The organism is Nonomuraea sp. LP-02 (genome assembly GCF_036289125.1).
Taxonomy (GTDB): Bacteria; Actinomycetota; Actinomycetes; order Streptosporangiales; family Streptosporangiaceae; genus Nonomuraea; species Nonomuraea bangladeshensis.
Genome location: NZ_JAXCLK010000001.1, coordinates 3184086 through 3201387 on the forward strand (window position 1 = coordinate 3184086; position 17302 = coordinate 3201387).

Below are 17302 nucleotides of genomic sequence, written 5' to 3' on the forward strand. Positions count from 1 at the left end.
GGTGATCGAGTTTCGCGGGGCGGGACCGGCCGAGTTCACCGAGCGGCTGGACACGGTGATCGGCATTTACACGGCCGCGATGCGCCCGCCCGCGGACCAGATCGCCGGCCGCAAGACCATCATGCGCAACCACGCGACATATCCCTATTTCCAGTGTTATTTCGCAGAATTGCGCGATTCATCCCTTTCGCCGGGCCACCGCGAGAAGCCGTACGTCGTCGGCTTCGCCTACGGTTTCCGCGGCGCGCCCGGGCAGTGGTGGCACGACGTCGTGCTGCGGGCGCTCACCGAGCGGTCCGGGCCCGAGGCCGCCCATGCCTGGCTGGGCCACGCCTTCGAGCTGGCCGAGATCCACGTGCACCCCGACTTCCAAGGCAAGGGCATCGGCCGCGCGATGATCAGGACGCTCTGCGCCGGCCGCCCGGAACGGTCGGCCGTGCTGTCCACCCACGACCAGCCGACCGCCGCCCGCCACCTCTACGCGAGCCTCGGCTTCGTCGACCTGCTCGCCGGGTTCGTCTTCCCCGGCGGCTACGAGGAGTACGCCATCGCGGGCCGCCCGCTCCCCCTGCCCTGAGCCCTGCCCTCAACCGTTGGTTTACCGCGTGATGACCCGGGGCATGAGTCATCACGGAAAGTGACCGACCCTTTACCGACCGATCTGGTTACCCTGCCGTCATCCGCCCGGTCCCCCTGCGGGCGGATGACGGCCCGCACCCGCTCATGGACGAGCCTTTACGCAGGTCGTCTAGGCGGGCAGCGACGCCGGCTCCAGGCGCTGGAACACCTCGCGGGAGGCGCTGGAGCGGTTGAAGGTGATGAAGTGGATGCCCGGCGCGCCCTCGTCCAGCAGCCGCTGGCACAGCTCGGCGCCGTGGTCGATGCCGAGCCGCCGCACCGCCGCGGGATCGTCCTTGACCGCCTCGAAGCGCGCCGCCACGTCCGAGGGGAACGGCGCACCTGACAACTGCTCCGAACGCGCGATCGTGCTCATCTGGGTGACCGGCATGATGCACGGGATGATCGGCGTGTCGCAGCCCTGGGCCGCCACCCTGTCGCGCAGCCGCAGGTAGTCGTCGGCCTGGAAGAACATCTGGGTGATCGCGTAGTCGGCCCCGGCCCGGCACTTGCGTACGAAGTGGTCGGTGTCTGACTCGATGGACGGCGAGCGCGGGTGTTTGTACGGGAACGCCGCCACGCCCACGCAGAAGTCGCCCGCCTGCCTGACCAGGCGTACGAGCTCCTCGGCGTAGAGCACGCCCTCGGGATGCCGCACCCACTCGCCCGTGGGGTCGCCGGGCGGGTCGCCGCGCACGGCCAGGATGTTGCGCACCCCGGCGTCGGCGAAGCGCCCCACCAGGTGGCGCAGCTCGCGGACGGAGTGGTTGACCGCGGTGAAGTGGGCCACGGGGGTCAGCGTGGTGTCGTGCGCGATGCGCTCGACGATGTCGACGGTGCGGTCACGGGTGGAACCGCCGGCGCCGTAGGTCACCGACACGAACGTCGGCCGCAGCGACTCCAGCTCCCTGATCGCCTTCCACAGCTGCCGCTCGCCCTCGTCGGTCTTCGGGGGGAAGAACTCGAACGAGAACGTGCGTTTGCCGGAGGCGAGCATGTCGCGGACGGTGGGGACACGTCCCGGCAGGACGGAGGGTCGACCAAGCGCCATGCCCCACAGGTTACAGGCAGCGGCGCGGCCCGCCGTGGCGCGGATCACCACCGCTCGCGCGCGCCCCGATCGGAACCGCTCGAACCGGCCACTAGTCTCGGAGTCATGACCACTGACGCCGCGAGCATGGACGTCCTGCGCACGCGGGTTGAGCGTGCCCTGGGCGCCTTCGTCGAACGCCAGCTCCCCGCCTCCGGTGACCCCGACTTCCAGCCGCTCCGCGCGGCCGCCGAGGACCTGCTGGCCGGCGGCAAGCGGCTGCGGCCCGCGTTCTGCTACTGGGGGTGGCGCGGCGCGGGCGGCGCGGACGGCCCCGGCATCTTCACCGCCGCCGCCTCGCTTGAGCTGCTGCAGGCCAGCGCGCTCGTGCACGACGACGTGATGGACAAGAGCGACCTGCGCAGGGGCATGCCGGCGGCGCACCGCCGTTTCGAGGCGCTGCACGAGAAGGAGAGCTGGCACGGCTCGGCCGCGCAGTTCGGCGAGGGCGCCGCGATCCTGCTGGGCAACCTGCTGCTCATCTGGTCGGGCGAGATGTGGCGCACCAGCGGGCTGCCCCCCGAGTCGCTGGAGGCGGCCCAGCCCGTGCACGACCACATGCGCACCGAGCTGATGTGCGGCCAGTACCTCGACCTGCTGGAGCAGGCCCACGGCGAGAACACCTTCGACTCGGCGCTGCGGGTGGCGCTCTACAAGAGCGGCAAGTACTCCGTCGAGCAGCCGCTGCGCCTCGGCCTCGCGCTGGCCGCCCGCGAGCTCGCGCCCTGGATGGACGAGCTGTGCACCGGCTACGGGCGGCGGGTCGGCATCGCCTTCCAGCTCCGCGACGACATCCTCGGCGTCTTCGGCGACCCGGCGCAGACGGGCAAGCCCGCGGGCGACGACCTGCGCGAGGGCAAGCGCACCATGCTCGTGGCCCGCACGCTCTCCGCCGCCTCCCCCGGCGAGGCCGCGACCGTGCGCCGCCTGCTCGGCGACCCCGGCCTCGACGAGGACGGCGTCGCCACGCTGCGCGGCGTCATCGAGGGCACGGGCGCGCTGAGCGCGTGCGAGGACCTCATCGGCGACTACCTCGGCGAGGCGCTGGCCGCGCTCGACCGGGCCCCGGTCACCGAGGAGGCGCGCACGGCGCTGAAGGAGCTGGCGATCGCCGCCACCTCTCGCACCACCTGATCGGCCGCGCCTGGCGGCGCCGGACATGCGAGCGCCGCCCCGCCGGAGGGCGGGGCGGCGCGAGGGTCGGGTGGGTGGGTCAGGCCGCCGCGGCCAGGCGCTTGGCGAACTCCGCCGCCGCCGCGCCAGGATCGTCGGCCTCGGTGATGGCACGCACGACGACGACCCGGCGCACGCCGTACGACAGGACGTCGTCGAGGTTGCCGAGGTCGATGCCGCCGATGCCGAACCACGGCCGCGCCTCGCCCAGCGACGCCGCGTGCCGCAGCAGCGACGGGCCGGGGGCCGGGCGGCCGGGCTTGGTCGGCGTGGGCCAGATCGGCCCGCAGCAGAAGTAGTCGACGCCCTCCTCCACGGCCGCGGCGGAGGCCTCGGCGGCGGAGTGGGTGGACCGTCCGATGACGATGTCGTCGCCGAGTATCTCTCGCGCGACCGTCGTGGGAAGGTCGTCCTGCCCCAGGTGGAGCACGTCGGGGCGGGCGGCGTAGGCGATGTCCGCCCGGTCGTTGACCGCCAGCAGCTTGCCGTGCCGGTCGCAGGCGTCGCGGAAGACCTCGAGGAGGGCGAGCTCCTCGCGGGCCTCCAGGCCCTTCTCCCGCAGCTGGACGATGTCCACGCCGCCCGCCAGCACCGTGTCGAGGAACTGCGCGAGGTCGCCGCGGTCGCGGCGGCCGTCGGTGCAGAGATAGAGGCGCGCGTCAGAAAGCAAGGGCCTGGGCACGCCGCTTGACCTCGGTGTGGCGACCGGCCCTGATCGCCTCGATGGGCGAGCCTGGCAGCGAGTCGTCGGGGGTGAAGAGCCAGCGCAGGGACTCGGCGTCGTCGTAGCCGGCGTCCTGCAGCACGGTCAGGGTGCCGGGCAGGCCCTTCATCACGTCCTTCCCGTCGAGGAACACCGCGGGCACCTGCGGGGACCCGCTGCCCTCCCGGCGCACGCCGAGGAGCTTGTGATCCTTGAGGAGTTGCTTGGCCCGCCCGATCGGGAGTTCCAGGCGCTGGGCCACTTCGGGGAGCGTGAGCCACTCGCTGACGAGCTGGTCGGTCTCCCGGTCGATCTGTGCAACAGAAAGCGTCACGGAACCACAACTACCACATGCCGTGCTTGCTCAAACAACACAATCCCGTAGGGGGACGTCTGGATCTACCAGGCGTTCCGCGTCCAGCCGGGAGCCCGCGCCGATGATGCGGCGGCCCTGGACGAGGTCTCTCGGCCGGTCGACGGCGAACACCGCGGCGAGGGTGTCGTCGCCCCTCAGCCAGACGGCCGACCACTTGCCCTCGGGGCCGCCGCGGTAGAGCAGGCGCTCGCCCGCGGGGTGATGGCCGGCGTACTGGACCATGTGCCCGAACTGCTCCGACCAGAAGTACGGCACCGGGTCGTAGACGGCGTCCTCGCCGAGCAGGCTCGCGGCGGCGACCTCGGGGGCGTTGAGCGCGGTGTCCCAGTGCTCGACCCGCAGCCGGTCCTGGAAGCGGCGCGACCACCAGGCGGCGCAGTCGCCCACCGCGACCGTGCCGGGCAGCGAGGCGCGCAGGTGCTCGTCCACGACGACGCCGTTGTGCAGGTCGAGGTCGGCGTCGGCCAGCCACTGGACGGCCGGGCGCACGCCGATGCCGGCGACGACCACGTGCGCGTCGATGAACTCGCCGCCGACCAGCTCGACGCCGCCCTCCTCGACGGAGTGGACCATGGCGCCGAGACGCAGGTCGATGCCGTCGTACCAGCGTTCGGTGCGGGCGCCGATCTCCTCGCCGACGGCGGCGGCGAGCGGCGCGGGACCGGCCTCGACGACGGTGACCGCGCAGCCGGCGCGGCGGGCGGCCGTGGCCACCTCGGCCCCCACCCAGCCCGCGCCGGCGACCACGACGCGGGCGCCGGGCACGAGCGCGGCGCGCAGCTCGTGCGCGTCGTCGAGGGTGCGCAGGACGTGCTGGGGGCCGTCGCCCGGCAGCAGGACCGGGTCGGCGCCGGTCGCGATGACCAGGCCGTCGTAGCGCAGCTCGCCCTCGGTGGTCTCGACGGCGCCCGGCCGCAGCGCGGTGGCGGACACGCCGGGACGGAAGGCGACGCGCAGCGCGGCGAGGTCGGCGTCGACAAAGGTGGTGTCGGACTCGCCGAGCAGCACGCTCTTGGTCAGGGGCGGACGGTCGTAGGGGCGGTGGCGTTCCCGCCCGACGAGGGTGATCCTGCCGCCGAATCCGCGCCCGCGCAGCGCCTCGACCGTGCGTACGCCGGCCAGGCCCGCTCCCACCACCACGACATGGTCCACGACCAAGACCATAGACGGGTACGGGGCCCGGCGGCGAAGGGGGGCGTGCCTGGCGCCGCCGGCGAGGTCGTAGGCTGGGGGCGTAAGACGCGCGGGAGTCCGGCCGTGACCGGGCTGAGAGGAAGGCTGTACAGGGCCTTCGACCGCAAGACACCTGATCCGGATCATGCCGGCGAAGGGAGCGCATGGTGGAGGTCATCGTCGGCGGCGGGGTCGTCGGGCTGTCCGTCGCGTGGCGGCTGGCGCGGGCGGGGCGGCCGGTCACCGTGGTCGATCCCGATCCCGCGGGCGGGGCCTCGCACGCGGCCGCGGGCATGCTGGCGCCGGTCAGCGAGGTGACCTACACCGAGGAGCCGCTGCTGCGGCTGGGCCTGGCGTCGCTGCGCCGCTGGCCGGCCTTCGCCGCCGAGCTGGCCGCCGACGCGGGGCTGCCCGAGGGGGCGCGCGGGGTGGACCTGCGCGCGGAGGGCACGCTCGACGTGGCGTTCGGGGCCGACGACCTCGCGGCGCTGGACGAGCTGGCCGCGTTCATGGACAAGTTGGGGCTCCCGGTGGAGCGGCTGACCGGGCGCGAGTGCCGCCGCCTGGAGCCGATGCTGGCGCCGTCGGTGCGCGGCGGGCTGCTGGCCGCCGGTGACGCCTGGGTGGATCCGCGCCGGGTGACGGCGGCGCTGCTCGCCGCGCTGGAACGTCTGGACGTGCCGCTCGTACGCGCCCGGGTCACCACGCTGCTGCGCGCGGACGGGCCGGCGGGCCGGGTCACGGGTGTGCGGCTGGAGGAGGGTGCCGAGCTGCCCGCCACGACGGTGGTGCTGGCGGCCGGGGCCTGGAGCGCCGCTCTGGCCGGGGTGCCGGTGCGGCCGGTCAAGGGGCAGATCCTGCGCCTGCGCTCGCCGCAGCCGCTGCTGACCCGGTGCGTACGAGGCTCCGTGCACGGCTCCCCCGTCTACCTCGTCCCCCGGGGCGACGGCGAGCTGGTGGTCGGTGCGACCCAGGAGGAGCTGGGCTTCGACACCCGGGTGACCGCCGGCGGCCTGTACGAGCTGCTGCGCGACGCCAGGGAGCTGGTGCCGGGCGTGACCGAGCTGGAGCTGGCCGACGTGGTGGCGGGCCTGCGCCCCGGCACGCCGGACAACGTGCCGATCGTCGGGCCGGCCGGTGACGGGCTGGTGCTCGCCACCGGACACCACCGGGGCGGCGTGCTGCTCGCGCCTCTGACGGCGGCCCTGGTGGCCGGGGAGGCGGGCGGCGAGGAGGGCGGGCTGGCGGCGTTGTGCTCGCCGGCGAGATTTGGAGAGATCGCATGATGGTGCAGATCAACGGGGCCACGCACGAGGTCGCCGACGGGACGACCGTGGCGCAGGCCGTACGCGCCCTGACCGCGACGACCACCGGGGTCGCCGTGGCGGTCAACGACGAGGTGGTCACGCGCGGCGCCTGGGAGACCACGGCGCTGCGTGAGCGCGACCGCGTGGAGGTGCTGACGGCGGTGCAGGGTGGATGAGCTGATCATCGCCGGGGAGAAGTTCTCCTCCCGGCTCATCATGGGCACCGGCGGCGCCCCCTCGCTGGAGGTGCTCGACCAGGCACTGGCGGCCTCCGGCACCGAGCTGACCACGGTCGCCATGCGGCGGCTCGACCCGCGCTCCCGCGGGTCGGTGCTCGACGTGCTGCGCGAGCGCCACATCAAGGTGCTGCCCAACACGGCCGGCTGCTTCACGGCGGGCGACGCCGTGCTGACGGCCCGGCTGGCCAGGGAGGCGCTCGGCACGAACTGGGTCAAGCTGGAGGTCATCGCCGACGAGCGGACGCTGCTGCCCGACCCCATCGAGACCTTCGACGCGGCCGAGCGGCTGGTGGCCGACGGGTTCGTGGTGCTCCCGTACATCGGCGACGACCCGGCGCTGGCCCGACGGCTGGAGCAGGCGGGCTGCGCGGCGGTGATGCCCCTGGGCGCGCCGATCGGATCGGGCCTCGGCATCCGCAACCCGCACAACATCGAGCTGATCGTGGAGGCCGCGTCGGTGCCGGTGATTCTCGACGCGGGGATCGGCACGGCCAGCGACGCCGCGCTGGCGATGGAGCTCGGCTGCGACGCGGTGCTGCTGGCGACGGCGGTCACCCGGGCCCAGCGCCCCGACCAGATGGCCGCGGCCATGAAGGCGGCGGTGACGGCCGGGCGGCTGGCGCGGCAGGCCGGGCGCATCCCGCGCCGCCGCTACGCCGAGGCGTCCTCCCCCATGACGCCCTGACTCCTGAGACGCGAGGGACGCGCCGGGGCTGGCGAGGCTCCGGCGCGTCACAGGGGGCACGGCTCGGCATCGGTTTCGGGCGGCTGGGCCCTGCCGGTGCCAAAACGCCCGTAAACTCAGCGGGGTGGATACGACGACTGCGGACCCTCTGGTCGGGCGGCTCCTCGATGGGCGCTATCGCATCGAGAGCCGGATCGCCCGGGGCGGTATGGCGACCGTCTACCTGGCGCTCGACGTCCGGCTGGACCGGACCGTCGCGCTGAAGGTCATGCACCGCTCGCTGGCCGACGACCCGGCGTTCGTCCGGAGGTTCATCGGCGAGGCGAAGTCGGTGGCCAGTCTCTCCCATCCCAACGTCGTGCACGTCTTCGACCAGGGCACCGACAACGACGTCGTCTACCTGTCGATGGAGTACGTGCCGGGCCGCACGCTCCGCGACGTCCTGCGCGAGCGCGGCCGGCTGCCCGCCCGCGAGGCGCTGGAGATCCTGATCCCGGTGCTGGCCGCCCTCGGCGCGGCCCACCAGGCCGGCATGGTGCACCGCGACGTCAAGCCCGAGAACGTCCTGATGACCGACGACGGGCGGGTCAAGGTCGTGGACTTCGGCCTGGCCAAGGCCATCGAGGCGACCAACCAGACGCGCACCGGCGTGATGATCGGCACCATCGGCTACATGGCGCCCGAGCAGGTGCTCACCGGCGCGGCCGACGTGCGCAGCGACGTCTACGCGGCCGGCATCATGCTGTTCGAGCTGGTGACCGGGCAGCAGCCCTACGACGGCGAGACGCCGATGTCGGTCGCCTACCGGCACGTCCACGACACGGTGCCGCCGCCTTCCGCGCTGGCGCCCGACGTGCCGCCGCTGATCGACACGCTGGTGGCGCAGGCGACCGCGCGTGAGCCGCACGACCGGCCCAAGGACGCCACGGCCCTGCTGGTGGCGGCGGTCGACGCGCACCGCATGCTGCCGCGCACCACGCTCCCGCCGACGCCGCAGGCGCAGCCGTACGGACCGGGGCCGGGCTCCGGGCCGGTGCCGTTCCCCGGCTCGGGCGCGATGACGGGCTCTGGGGCGGTGCCGGGCGCGGTTTCGGGGGCGGTTTCGGGGGCGGTTTCGGGGGCGATGTCCGGCCCGATGGCCGGGTCCGGGGCGCAGTTCCGCCCGCAGCCGCCGTCCCAGCCGAACGACCGCACCGCCGTGCACGCCGCCCCGTCGATGCCGCAGGCCGCCCCCGCGCACACGCTCATCCAGCCGCGCGTCGAGGTGCCCGCGCCGGCGCGGCGGCGCGGGTTCCGGCCCAACTGGTTCCTGGTGGCGCTGGCCGGCGTCATGGTCGCCGCCATCGCGCTGACCGGGTGGTTCTTCGCCCAGCCCGACTACGTCCAGGTGCCCAGCCTGGTCGGCAGGAACGTGGTGCTGGCCGAGCAGAGCGCGGTCAACGGCGGCTTCAAGGTCAAGACGGCCCCGGGCCAGTACTCGGAGAAGACCGCCGAGGGCCTGGTGCTGGCCACCGAGCCGGTCGCCGGCACCGAGGTCGAGCGGGGCAGCACGATCACGCTGACGCCCTCGCTCGGCCCCAAGCGCGTGGTCGTGCCCAACGTCACCGGCATGACCGGCAACGACGCCCGCGCCGCGCTCGCCAAGGAAGGGCTCACCCCGGGCTCGGTGAAGCGCCTGCCCAACACGCAGGTCGAGCGCGACAAGGTCATCCGCTCCTCGCCGCAGGTGGGCGAGAAGGTCAAGGAGGGCGCGCGGGTCGACATCTTCGTCAGCGCCGGCCTGCTGATGCCCGACGTCGGCGGCATGCCGAAGGACGAGGCCGCCGCCTACCTCGGCCAGCAGGGCTTCCAGGTGCAGGTCCAGGAGGTCGACGACGACGCCGAGCCGTGCACCGTCATCGCCCAGGTGCCGAAGGCCAAGTCCGAGGTCGACGGGGGCGCGCAGGTCATGGTCACGGTGGCGCGCTGCCAGACCGACTTCTGGCAGTGGTTCGGCCAGGGCGACACCCAGGCCCGCGACGACCAGCAGCTCGCCATCGTCCCGCAGGTGATCGGCAAGAACGTCAACGACGCCCGCCGCGACCTGGAGGCGCAGGGCTTCAAGGTGCAGGTCCACCGGCTCGGCAACCGCGGCGTGGTCCAGTTCCAGCGCCCGCTGCCCAACAGCGAGCGCCCGGCCGGAGCCACCGTCCACCTCTGGCAGTGATCCCCGGCCGGCGGGTCAGGGCGTCAGGTGTCCGTGGAGGCGGACCCTCGCCAGGCCGCCGTCCGGGTGGATGTCCACCCGCACGTGGGTGACCGGCGTCGCCGCCGCCAGGCGGAACCGGTGCGGGGTGTCCGGCTGCAGGCGGGTGCGCGGCAGCAGCTCCACGGGCGCGGCCGCGCCGGGCTCGCCGTCGAAACCGGTGAGGGTGACCGCGGCGGGGGCGTTGAAGAGCAGGTTCGTGGTGTCGATCTCGGCCAGCCTGAGCACGCCGCGCCCGGCCAGCCGGATGATCAGCCAGTCGTTGCCGCCGTCCCGCCGCCGCGCGGTCTCCCAGCCCTCCGCCTGGTGGCGGGCCAGGCCGGGGGCGATGACGTTGTGGGGGGCCGAGTAGAAGTCGTCGGAGCAGGCGGTGACGACGCCGCCGTTGGCGAGGGCGGCCAGGTCGAGGCCGAGGCCGTCGTACACGGACAGGTCGGGGCGGGGCTCGCCGTGCACGCGCAGGCGGGCGACGCCGCCGTCAGGGAAGATGGTGAGCCGTACGTGGGTGCCGTGGAACTCGCCCGCGGCCTCGAAGTGGTGCTCGGCGTCGCCCTTCAGCGCGGCCCGCGGCACGATCTCCGTCCACGGGGCCGCCAGCAGTTCGGCGGGCGACGGGTGGCCCTCGACGCGGGCGGCCTCGACGGTCGCGTACGGCGGGTAGTTGCCCTTGAACCAGGCGGTGTCGATCACCACGCCGCGGATCACGCCGGGCACGCCGAGCCGCACGAGCGCCCAGTCGTGGCCGGGCTCGCGCCGGCGCCGGGTCTCCCAGCCGTCGTACACCTGGCCCTTGGGCCCGAAGGTCTCGGGGCGGAAGCCGGGCCGTCCTGGCCGGACGAGGCTCTCCTTCTCGGCGAACGACTCGTCGCTGGCGGCCACGACCGCCCCGCCGAAGGTGCGCAGGGCGAGGTCGGGCAGCATGGTGAAGCTGGTCATCCAGTGCTCTCTCTCAGGAGGAATTTCCCGTGCGGCTCGCCGTCCACGGGCCGGCCGCGCAGCCAGGTGGTCAGCACCACGCCCTTGAGCACCTGCCCGTGGTAGGGGGTGACGGGGTTCTTGTGGTGCAGGCGGGCGGCGTCCACGGCCTGGTCGGCGGCCGGGTCGAAGGCGACGAGGTCGGCGTCGTTGCCCGGCGCGATCGTGCCCTTGCCGGGGATCCCGGCCAGCGCGGCCGGGGCGGCGGCCATCCAGCGCACCACGTCGGCGAGCCGGTGCCCCCGGCGGGCCGCCTCCGTCCACACGGCGGACAGGCCGAGCTGCAGCGAGGCGATCCCGCCCCAGGCCGCGGCGAAGTCGGGCACCTTGAGGTCGGCGGTGGACGGCGAGTGGTCCGACACCACGCAGCTCAGCGTGCCCTCGGCCAGCCCTTCCCACAGCAGGTCGCGGTTGGCCGCCGAACGGATCGGCGGGCAGCACTTGAACGCCGTCGCCCCCTCGGGCACCCGTTCGGCCTCCAGCGTCAGGTAGTGCGGGCAGGTCTCCGCGGTGACCGGCAGGCCGTCGGCGCGGGCCGCCGCGAGCACGTCCAGGCAGGCGGCGCTGGAGACGTGCAGGACGTGCACCCGCGCGCCGGTCTCCCTGGCCAGCTCCACGAGCCGGTGGACGGCGCCGCGCTCGGCGGCCTCCGGCCGCGAGGCCAGGAACTCCGGGTACGTCGGCCCGTCCGGCTCCGCCAGCAGCGCCGGGTCCTCGGCGTGCACCACCATGAGCCCGCCGAACCCGGCCACCTCCTCCAGCGCCCGCCGCAGGTCGCCTCCCGCCAGCGGCGGGAACTCCGCCACCCCGGACGGCGACATGAAGCACTTGAAGCCGAGCACGCCGCGCTCGTGCAGCGGGCCCAGCTCCTTGACGTTGCCCGGCACCGCCCCGCCCCAGAACCCGACGTCCACGTGGCACTGCCCGCGCGCCGCGGCCAGCTTGGTCTCCAGTGCGGCCACGTCGACCGTGGGCGGCAGCGAGTTGAGCGGCATGTCGACGATCGTCGTGACGCCGCCCGCGGCCGCCGCCCTGGTCGCCGAGGCGAACCCCTCCCAGTGGGTGCGGCCCGGCTCGTTCATGTGGACGTGCGTGTCCACCAGGCCGGGCAGCAGCGCGAGGTCGCGCAGGTCGACGTCCTCGGCGGCGTCGAGCGGCGCGTCGTAGGGGTGCAGGGCCTCGATCCGCTCCCCCCGTACGGCCACCGCGGCGGGCCGCTCCCCCTCCGGCGTGACGGTTCTGCGGGAGCGCACCACGAGGTCGAACGGCGTCATGGCGTCCCCTCCGAGAGGCGGCGGTCGGCGGCGATCCTGGCGGCCAGGCGTTCCAGCAGGGGGCCGGCCTCCGCCATGCAGCGCGCCGGGTCGGGCTCCAGGTCGGTGAGGGCGTAGGCGGCCTCGATGCCGGCCGCCTTGAGCTCGGCGTCGGAGAGCGTACGCCGCCCGCAGACGGCGACGACCGGCACGCCGGCCCTGGCCGCGGCCTGGGCGACCCCGATGGGGGCCTTGCCGCGCAGCGACTGCTCGTCGAGCGAGCCCTCACCGGTGATCACCAGCCGGGCGTCCGCGGCGTGCGCGCCGAAGCCGAGCAGCCCGAGCAGGTGGTCGATGCCGGGGCGGATCTCGGCGTGCAGGAACGCCAGCGCGGCGAAGCCGACGCCGCCGGCCGCGCCCGCCCCCGGCGCGCCGGCCACGCCCATGGCCCGGACGATGTCGTCGTGCTCGACCGCGCCCATGAGCCCGTGCGTACGGGTCGCCACGGCCGCCAGCCGGGTCAGCCCCGACTCCAGGATCTTCACGTCGTCCGGCGTGGCGCCCTTCTGGGGGCCGTACACGGCGGCGGCGCCGTGCGGGCCGAGCAGCGGGTTGTCCACGTCGCTGGCGACCACGAACGAGACCCCCGAGAGGTCGGGGAAGCCGGACAGGTCGATGCGGTCCAGCGCGCGCAGCGCCGCCCCGCCCCTCGGCAGCTCGCGGCCCTCGGCGTCCAGCAGGCGGGCGCCGAGCGCCTGCGCCATGCCCGCGCCGCCGTCGGTGCACGCGCTGCCGCCGAGCCCGAGGACCACGCGCCTGGCGCCGTGCCGCACCGCGTGCGCGACCAGCTCGCCGGTGCCGTGGCTGGTGGCGGTCAGCGGCTCGGGCCCGCCCGGCAGCCGGCGCAGCCCGGACGCCTCGGCCAGCTCGACCACGGCCGTGGCGTCGCCGGGGTGCCAGGCGTAGGAGGCCGTGACGCGCTCACCCGTCGGCCCGGTGACCTCGATCGTGACGCGGTCGAACCCGCAGGCGACGGCGGCGTCCACGGTGCCGTCGCCGCCGTCGGCCACCGGCAGCTCCACCGTGGGCACGCCGAGCCCCGCCGTCACCCGCGCCGCCACCTCCGCCGCCGTCAGCGACCCCTTGAACTTGTCCGGAGCCACCAGAACATGCTGAACCACTACCAACTCCCACATGATGATGAACAATGGCCGCACACGCCTTCCTGCCCGGTGCGAGCGGGCAGGAAGGCGTGCCTCATCATCCTGACATCAAGGCATCGTGTTCCCCGCGACGGCCTTGCAGCGAAAGGGGCGTTGTGCACGGTTCCAAGGTCCGCTTCTCCACGGGGCAGCGGCGGGCGCGGCTCGGCCTGCGGCATCGGCTCGCGGTCAAGGCGGCCACGCCGGAGGAGGTGGCGGCGTCCGTGGTGGCGCTGCACGGCAGCGACCCGACGAGCGTGTTCCTGTCGGCGGGGGCGCGGCTCGCCGTGCCCGGTCACGAGCCGGTGGAGCGGGCCATCTACGACGAGCGCACGCTGGTGCGCATGACGGGCATGCGGCGGACGGTGTTCGCGGTGCCGGCCGAGCTGGTGCCGGTGGTGCACTGGTCCACGATGGCGCCGGTCGCCCGCAGGGAGCGGCGCGCGCTGATGAAGGTCTTCGGCGCGGACGGCTGGGACGAGGCCCGCGTCGCGGCGGCCGAGGCCGCGGTGCTGCGGGCGCTGGCCGAGCACGGCGAGGCGGACGCGGCCATGCTGGGGACGCTGGTGCCGGAGCTGCGCGAGCAGGCGGTGCTGGCGGCGGGCAAGCCGTACGAGGCGCTGGTCAGCCTGGGCTCCCGGCTGGTGCCGCTGATGGCGATGGACGGCCTGCTGGTACGCGGCCGCCGCGCCGGCGGCACGTGGGTGAACGGCCGGCACCTGTGGGGCCTCGCCCCCGAACTCCCCCGCCTGGGGATGCCGGAGGCGCGGGCGGAGCTGGCGCGCCGGTGGCTGGCGGCGTTCGGCCCGGCCACGGAGGCCGATCTCAAGTGGTGGACCGGCTGGACGCTGACCGAGACGCGCGCGGCCCTGTCGGCGGTCGGCGCGGTGGAGGTGGAGCTGGACGAGGGGCCCGGCGTGGCGCTGCCGGACGACCTGGAGGAGGTGCCGGAGCCGGAGCCGTGGGCGGCGCTGCTGCCGGCGCTCGATCCGACGCCGATGGGATGGCAGGCGCGCGACTGGTATCTCGACGCCGGGCACCGCGCCGAGCTGTTCGACCGCAACGGCAACATCGGCCCCACCGTGTGGTGGGACGGGCGCGTGGCGGGCGGCTGGGCGCAGCGGCCGGACGGCGAGATCGTGTGGCGGCTGCTCGCGGACGTGGGCGCGGAAGGGCGGGCGGCGGTCGAGGCCCAGGCGGACGCGCTGGCCGCCTGGCTCGGCGAGGTCCGCGTCACCCCGCGCTTCCGCACCCCGCTGGAGCGCGAGCTGTCGGCCCCGTAGCCCTCCGTACGGCGGGCGGGCCGTCAGGAGACCGTGCGGATGAACTCCTCCAGGGAGTAGCGGCCGTCCTGGTCGGAGTCCGCGCTCTGGCTCAGCGCCCCCAGCGCCTCGGCCGGCAGGTCGGGAAAGTGCTGCTTCAGCTCGCTCTCGCTGATGTAGCCGTCGCCGTCGGTGTCGATCGCGGCGAAGGTGCTCTTGAGCCGCGCCAGCCGCTGTTCGGGGAGTTCCGCCGTCACGGGGCCGCCTTCCGGGGGAGTGTTCGATCAGGACATCCACACCTTAACGGTCATGCCGTGCCTCCGGCCTGTTCGAGCAGCCTGCGCCCGGCCGCGGCCCCGGCCCGTCCGAGCGCGTCCTGGGGGGCGGTCCTGAGCTCGCCGTCGGCGACCACCGTACGCCCGCCGACCAGCAGCCGGACGAGCGGCAGCGCGGGCCCGAAGACCAGCGCGCAGACCGGGTCGGCGACGGCCGCCGCGTACGGGCCGTCCACCCGCCACAGGGCGACGTCGGCGAGCTTGCCGGGCTCCAGCGTGCCCAGCTCGCCCTCGCGGCCGAGGTTGCGCGCCCCGCCCAGGGTGGCCAGCTCCAGCGCCTGGCGGGCGGTCAGCGCCCGCGGGCCGTAGCGGGCGCGCTGGAACAGCAGGGCCTGGCGCATCTCGCCGGCCAGCGGAGTCAGCTCGGAGGAGGCGGCGCCGTCCACGCCGAGGCCGACGTTCACGCCGCGCCGCAGCATCTCCGAGACGCGGGCGATGCCGGCCCCGAGCCGCCCGTTGGAGGACGGGCAGTGGGCGGCGCCGGTGCCGGTGATGGCGAGTTTGGCGATGTCGGCGTCGCTGAGGTGCACCGTGTGCGCGAGCCACACGTCAGGACCGAGCCAGCCCAGCTTGTCCATGTAGTCCACGGGCCGCAGGCCGAACTGCTCCAGGCAGTGCTCGTCCTCGTCCACGGTCTCGGCGAGATGGGTGTGCAGGCGTACGCCCTTGTCCCGCGCCAGGGCGGCCGACTGCGTCATCAGCTCGCCGCTGGCCGAGAACGGCGAGCACGGCGCGACCGCCACCCGCAGCATCGAGGAGGGCGACGGGTCGTGGTAGGCGTCCACGGCCTCGGCGGTGGCGGCGAGGATCTCGTCCAGGTCCTCGACCACCTCGTCCGGCGGCAGGCCGCCGCGTGACTCGCCCCTGTCCATGGAGCCGCGGGCGGGGTGGAAGCGGAGCCCGACCTCGCGCGCCGCCTCGATCCCGGCCGCGAACAGGTCGCCCCGCCCCTTCGGGAACAGGTAGTGGTGGTCGCTGGAGGTGGTGCAGCCGGACAGCGCCAGCCAGCCGAGCCCGGCCGCCGAGGCGCCCCTGACGATCTCGGCGTCCATGGCGGCCCACACGCGGTAGAGCGCCACCAGCCACTCGAACAGGGTGGCGTCCTGCGCGAGCCCCTGGGAGGCCCACTGGTACAGGTGGTGGTGGGTGTTGACCAGCCCGGGGGTGGCCAGGCAGCCGGTCCCGTCGAGGCGTTCCGCGCCGGGCGCGTCGGGGGCGGGGCCGGGGCCCAGCCCGGCGATCCTGTCGCCCTCGATCCTCAGCCAGCCCGAGGCGATCTCGGGCCCGGCGACCGGCGCGAGGTGCACGTTCTCGATGATCAGGCTCATCCGGCGGCCCCTTTCCTGGTGGCGGCCAGGCGCACCGCGTCGAGGATCTTCTCGTAGCCCGTGCACCGGCACAGGTTGCCCGCCAGCGCCTCGCGGATCTCCGCGTCGGACGGGTCCGGCAGGCGTTCCAGCAGGTCGTGCGCCTGCACGAGCAGCCCGGGCGTGCAGAAGCCGCACTGCACGGCCCCGCACTCGACGAACGCCTCCTGCACCGGGTCGAGCCTGTCCCCCTCGGCCAGGCCCTCCACGGTGCGCACCCGCCGGCCCTCGGCCTGACCGGCGGCGACCAGGCAGGAGCAGACCGGCTCGCCGTCCAGGTAGACGGTGCACGAGCCGCATTCGCCCTGCTCGCAGGCGTTCTTGGAGCCGGGGAGGCCGAGCCGCTCGCGCAGCACGTACAGCAGGCTCTCGCCCTCCCACACGCCGTCGGCGCTCTCCTCGCGGCCGTTGACGGTGAACGTGACGCGCATCAGGCCGCCCTCCTTCCCCTGTGGTCGTTCCAGGCCCAGGTCAGCGTGCGGCGGGCCATGACGTCGAGAGCACGCAGACGGTAGGCGGCGGTGCCGCGTACGTCGTCGATCGGCGCGGCGGCCCGCGCGCACAGCCGTCCGAACCGCTCGACCAGCGCCGGGTCGAGCGCGGGGGCGTCCCAGTCGAGCTCGCGGGCCATCAGGTCCTCGGCCTCCTCGGCCCGGCGCGGGGTGGGGGCGGCCGAGCCGATCCCGGTGCCCACCCGCCGCCGCGCGGGGTCGAGCGCGATCGCGAACGAGCACACCGCGATCACCATGGCGTTGCGCGTGCCGACCTTGGAGAAGTATTGAGGGCCCGGCGCGCTCGCCACGCGTACGGCCCTGATCAGCTCGTCCGGCCGCAGGGCGCTGCGCTTGACGCCGAGGTAGAACTCCGCGGCGGGGATCGTCCGCACGCCCCCGTCGCGCGACTCCACCTCGATCATCGCCCCGGCGGCCAGCAGCGGCGGATGGCTGTCGCCCGCGGGCGAGGCCGCGCCGAGGTTGCCGCCCACCGTGCCGCGGTTGCGGATCTGCGGCGAGCCGACCGTACGCGCCGCCTGCGCCAGCCCCGGCACGACGCCGCCCAGCTCCTCGACGATCACCCGGTACGGCACCCCGGCCCCGATCCGGCATTCGCCGCCGGCCACGGACCACTCCCGCAGCTCGGCCACCCGCGTGAGGTCGAGCAGCGCGGGCGGCCTGCGCACGGCGAAGTTGATCTCCACCATGACGTCGGTGCCGCCCTGGAGGGGCACCGCCTCCGGCTGGTCCGCCTTGGCGGCCAGCGCCTCCGCCCACGTCGTGGGCCGCAAGAAGTCCATCGTGG

The 17302-nt window shown here is 74.6% G+C and carries 18 protein-coding genes and 1 riboswitch; of the genes, 7 read left to right on the forward strand and 11 right to left on the reverse strand.

What is annotated here, in order from left to right; all coding sequences use genetic code 11:
- Nucleotide 1 precedes the first annotated feature (1 nt).
- Nucleotides 2-577 carry a GNAT family N-acetyltransferase gene (locus SMD20_RS14795; protein ID WP_329580614.1) on the forward strand — a complete coding sequence of 192 codons (576 nt, stop codon included), beginning with the start codon at nucleotides 2-4 and terminating at the stop codon, nucleotides 575-577.
- A 171-nt stretch (nucleotides 578-748) separates the two neighbouring features.
- Here SMD20_RS14795 and metF read toward each other — a convergent pair whose 3' ends face one another.
- Nucleotides 749-1669 carry a methylenetetrahydrofolate reductase [NAD(P)H] gene (metF, locus tag SMD20_RS14800; protein ID WP_329580617.1) on the reverse strand — a complete coding sequence of 307 codons (921 nt, stop codon included), beginning with the start codon at nucleotides 1667-1669 and terminating at the stop codon, nucleotides 749-751.
- 105 nt (nucleotides 1670-1774) lie between these two features.
- Here metF and SMD20_RS14805 point away from each other — a divergent pair, with 105 nt between their 5' ends.
- The gene (locus tag SMD20_RS14805; RefSeq protein ID WP_329580620.1) at nucleotides 1775-2842 is read left to right on the forward strand and encodes a polyprenyl synthetase family protein; all 1068 of its coding nucleotides are present in this window, start codon (nucleotides 1775-1777) and stop codon (nucleotides 2840-2842) included.
- Between the two features lie 79 nt (nucleotides 2843-2921).
- On the opposite strand, the gene thiE is transcribed toward SMD20_RS14805, so the two are convergent.
- The 3 genes from thiE to SMD20_RS14820 are packed head-to-tail and all read right to left on the reverse strand — an operon-like array spanning nucleotide 2922 to nucleotide 5112.
- Nucleotides 2922-3563, reverse strand: coding sequence for a thiamine phosphate synthase (gene thiE / locus SMD20_RS14810; protein WP_329580622.1), 642 nt, complete (start codon nucleotides 3561-3563; stop codon nucleotides 2922-2924).
- A complete protein-coding gene (locus SMD20_RS14815; RefSeq protein WP_329580625.1) occupies nucleotides 3541-3918 on the reverse strand; it encodes an Rv2175c family DNA-binding protein in 378 nt (125 codons plus the stop codon). Before SMD20_RS14815 ends, thiE begins: the two co-directional genes overlap by 23 nt.
- Before the next feature lie 30 nt (nucleotides 3919-3948).
- A complete protein-coding gene (locus tag SMD20_RS14820; protein ID WP_329580628.1) occupies nucleotides 3949-5112 on the reverse strand; it encodes an NAD(P)/FAD-dependent oxidoreductase in 1164 nt (387 codons plus the stop codon).
- 81 nt (nucleotides 5113-5193) lie between these two features.
- Nucleotides 5194-5310, forward strand: a riboswitch (TPP riboswitch).
- Between SMD20_RS14820 and thiO the strand changes: the two genes are divergently transcribed.
- The 4 genes from thiO to SMD20_RS14840 all read left to right on the forward strand — a co-directional run bounded on the left by thiO (nucleotide 5298) and on the right by SMD20_RS14840 (nucleotide 9570).
- Nucleotides 5298-6419: a glycine oxidase ThiO gene (thiO, locus tag SMD20_RS14825; protein ID WP_329580631.1), complete on the forward strand. Its 1122-nt coding sequence runs from the start codon at nucleotides 5298-5300 to the stop codon at nucleotides 6417-6419. (Overlaps the previous riboswitch by 13 nt.)
- A complete protein-coding gene (thiS, locus tag SMD20_RS14830) occupies nucleotides 6416-6616 on the forward strand; it encodes a sulfur carrier protein ThiS (protein ID WP_091076213.1) in 201 nt (66 codons plus the stop codon). Before thiO ends, thiS begins: the two co-directional genes overlap by 4 nt.
- Nucleotides 6609-7364, forward strand: coding sequence for a thiazole synthase (locus SMD20_RS14835; protein ID WP_329580637.1), 756 nt, complete (start codon nucleotides 6609-6611; stop codon nucleotides 7362-7364). Before thiS ends, SMD20_RS14835 begins: the two co-directional genes overlap by 8 nt.
- Before the next feature lie 124 nt (nucleotides 7365-7488).
- Nucleotides 7489-9570, forward strand: coding sequence for a Stk1 family PASTA domain-containing Ser/Thr kinase (locus SMD20_RS14840; RefSeq protein ID WP_329580640.1), 2082 nt, complete (start codon nucleotides 7489-7491; stop codon nucleotides 9568-9570).
- A gap of 15 nt (nucleotides 9571-9585) precedes the next feature.
- On the opposite strand, the gene alc is transcribed toward SMD20_RS14840, so the two are convergent.
- The 3 genes from alc to SMD20_RS14855 are packed head-to-tail and all read right to left on the reverse strand — an operon-like array spanning nucleotide 9586 to nucleotide 13000.
- Nucleotides 9586-10545, reverse strand: a complete 960-nt coding sequence (alc, locus tag SMD20_RS14845) for an allantoicase (protein ID WP_329580643.1) — start codon at nucleotides 10543-10545, stop codon at nucleotides 9586-9588.
- Nucleotides 10542-11858, reverse strand: a complete 1317-nt coding sequence (allB, locus tag SMD20_RS14850; protein ID WP_329580645.1) for an allantoinase AllB — start codon at nucleotides 11856-11858, stop codon at nucleotides 10542-10544. Before allB ends, alc begins: the two co-directional genes overlap by 4 nt.
- Nucleotides 11855-13000, reverse strand: coding sequence for a glycerate kinase (locus tag SMD20_RS14855; RefSeq protein WP_329580648.1), 1146 nt, complete (start codon nucleotides 12998-13000; stop codon nucleotides 11855-11857). The genes allB and SMD20_RS14855 overlap by 4 nt, the downstream gene beginning before the upstream one ends.
- Before the next feature lie 155 nt (nucleotides 13001-13155).
- On the opposite strand from SMD20_RS14855, the gene SMD20_RS14860 reads away from it, so the two are divergent.
- Nucleotides 13156-14322, forward strand: coding sequence for a winged helix DNA-binding domain-containing protein (locus SMD20_RS14860; protein WP_329580650.1), 1167 nt, complete (start codon nucleotides 13156-13158; stop codon nucleotides 14320-14322).
- A gap of 23 nt (nucleotides 14323-14345) precedes the next feature.
- Here SMD20_RS14860 and SMD20_RS14865 read toward each other — a convergent pair whose 3' ends face one another.
- The 4 genes from SMD20_RS14865 to SMD20_RS14880 are packed head-to-tail and all read right to left on the reverse strand — an operon-like array spanning nucleotide 14346 to nucleotide 17297.
- Nucleotides 14346-14558 (reverse strand): EF-hand domain-containing protein, encoded by a 213-nt coding sequence (locus SMD20_RS14865; protein WP_329580652.1) that lies wholly within the window; start codon nucleotides 14556-14558, stop codon nucleotides 14346-14348.
- A 50-nt stretch (nucleotides 14559-14608) separates the two neighbouring features.
- Nucleotides 14609-15964 (reverse strand): 8-oxoguanine deaminase, encoded by a 1356-nt coding sequence (locus SMD20_RS14870; protein ID WP_329580654.1) that lies wholly within the window; start codon nucleotides 15962-15964, stop codon nucleotides 14609-14611.
- Entirely contained in the window at nucleotides 15961-16434 is a 474-nt protein-coding gene (locus tag SMD20_RS14875; protein ID WP_329580656.1) for a (2Fe-2S)-binding protein, read from the reverse strand. The genes SMD20_RS14870 and SMD20_RS14875 overlap by 4 nt, the downstream gene beginning before the upstream one ends.
- Nucleotides 16434-17297, reverse strand: a complete 864-nt coding sequence (locus SMD20_RS14880; protein WP_329580660.1) for an FAD binding domain-containing protein — start codon at nucleotides 17295-17297, stop codon at nucleotides 16434-16436. The genes SMD20_RS14875 and SMD20_RS14880 overlap by 1 nt, the downstream gene beginning before the upstream one ends.
- Between the last annotated feature and the right edge of the window lie 5 nt (nucleotides 17298-17302).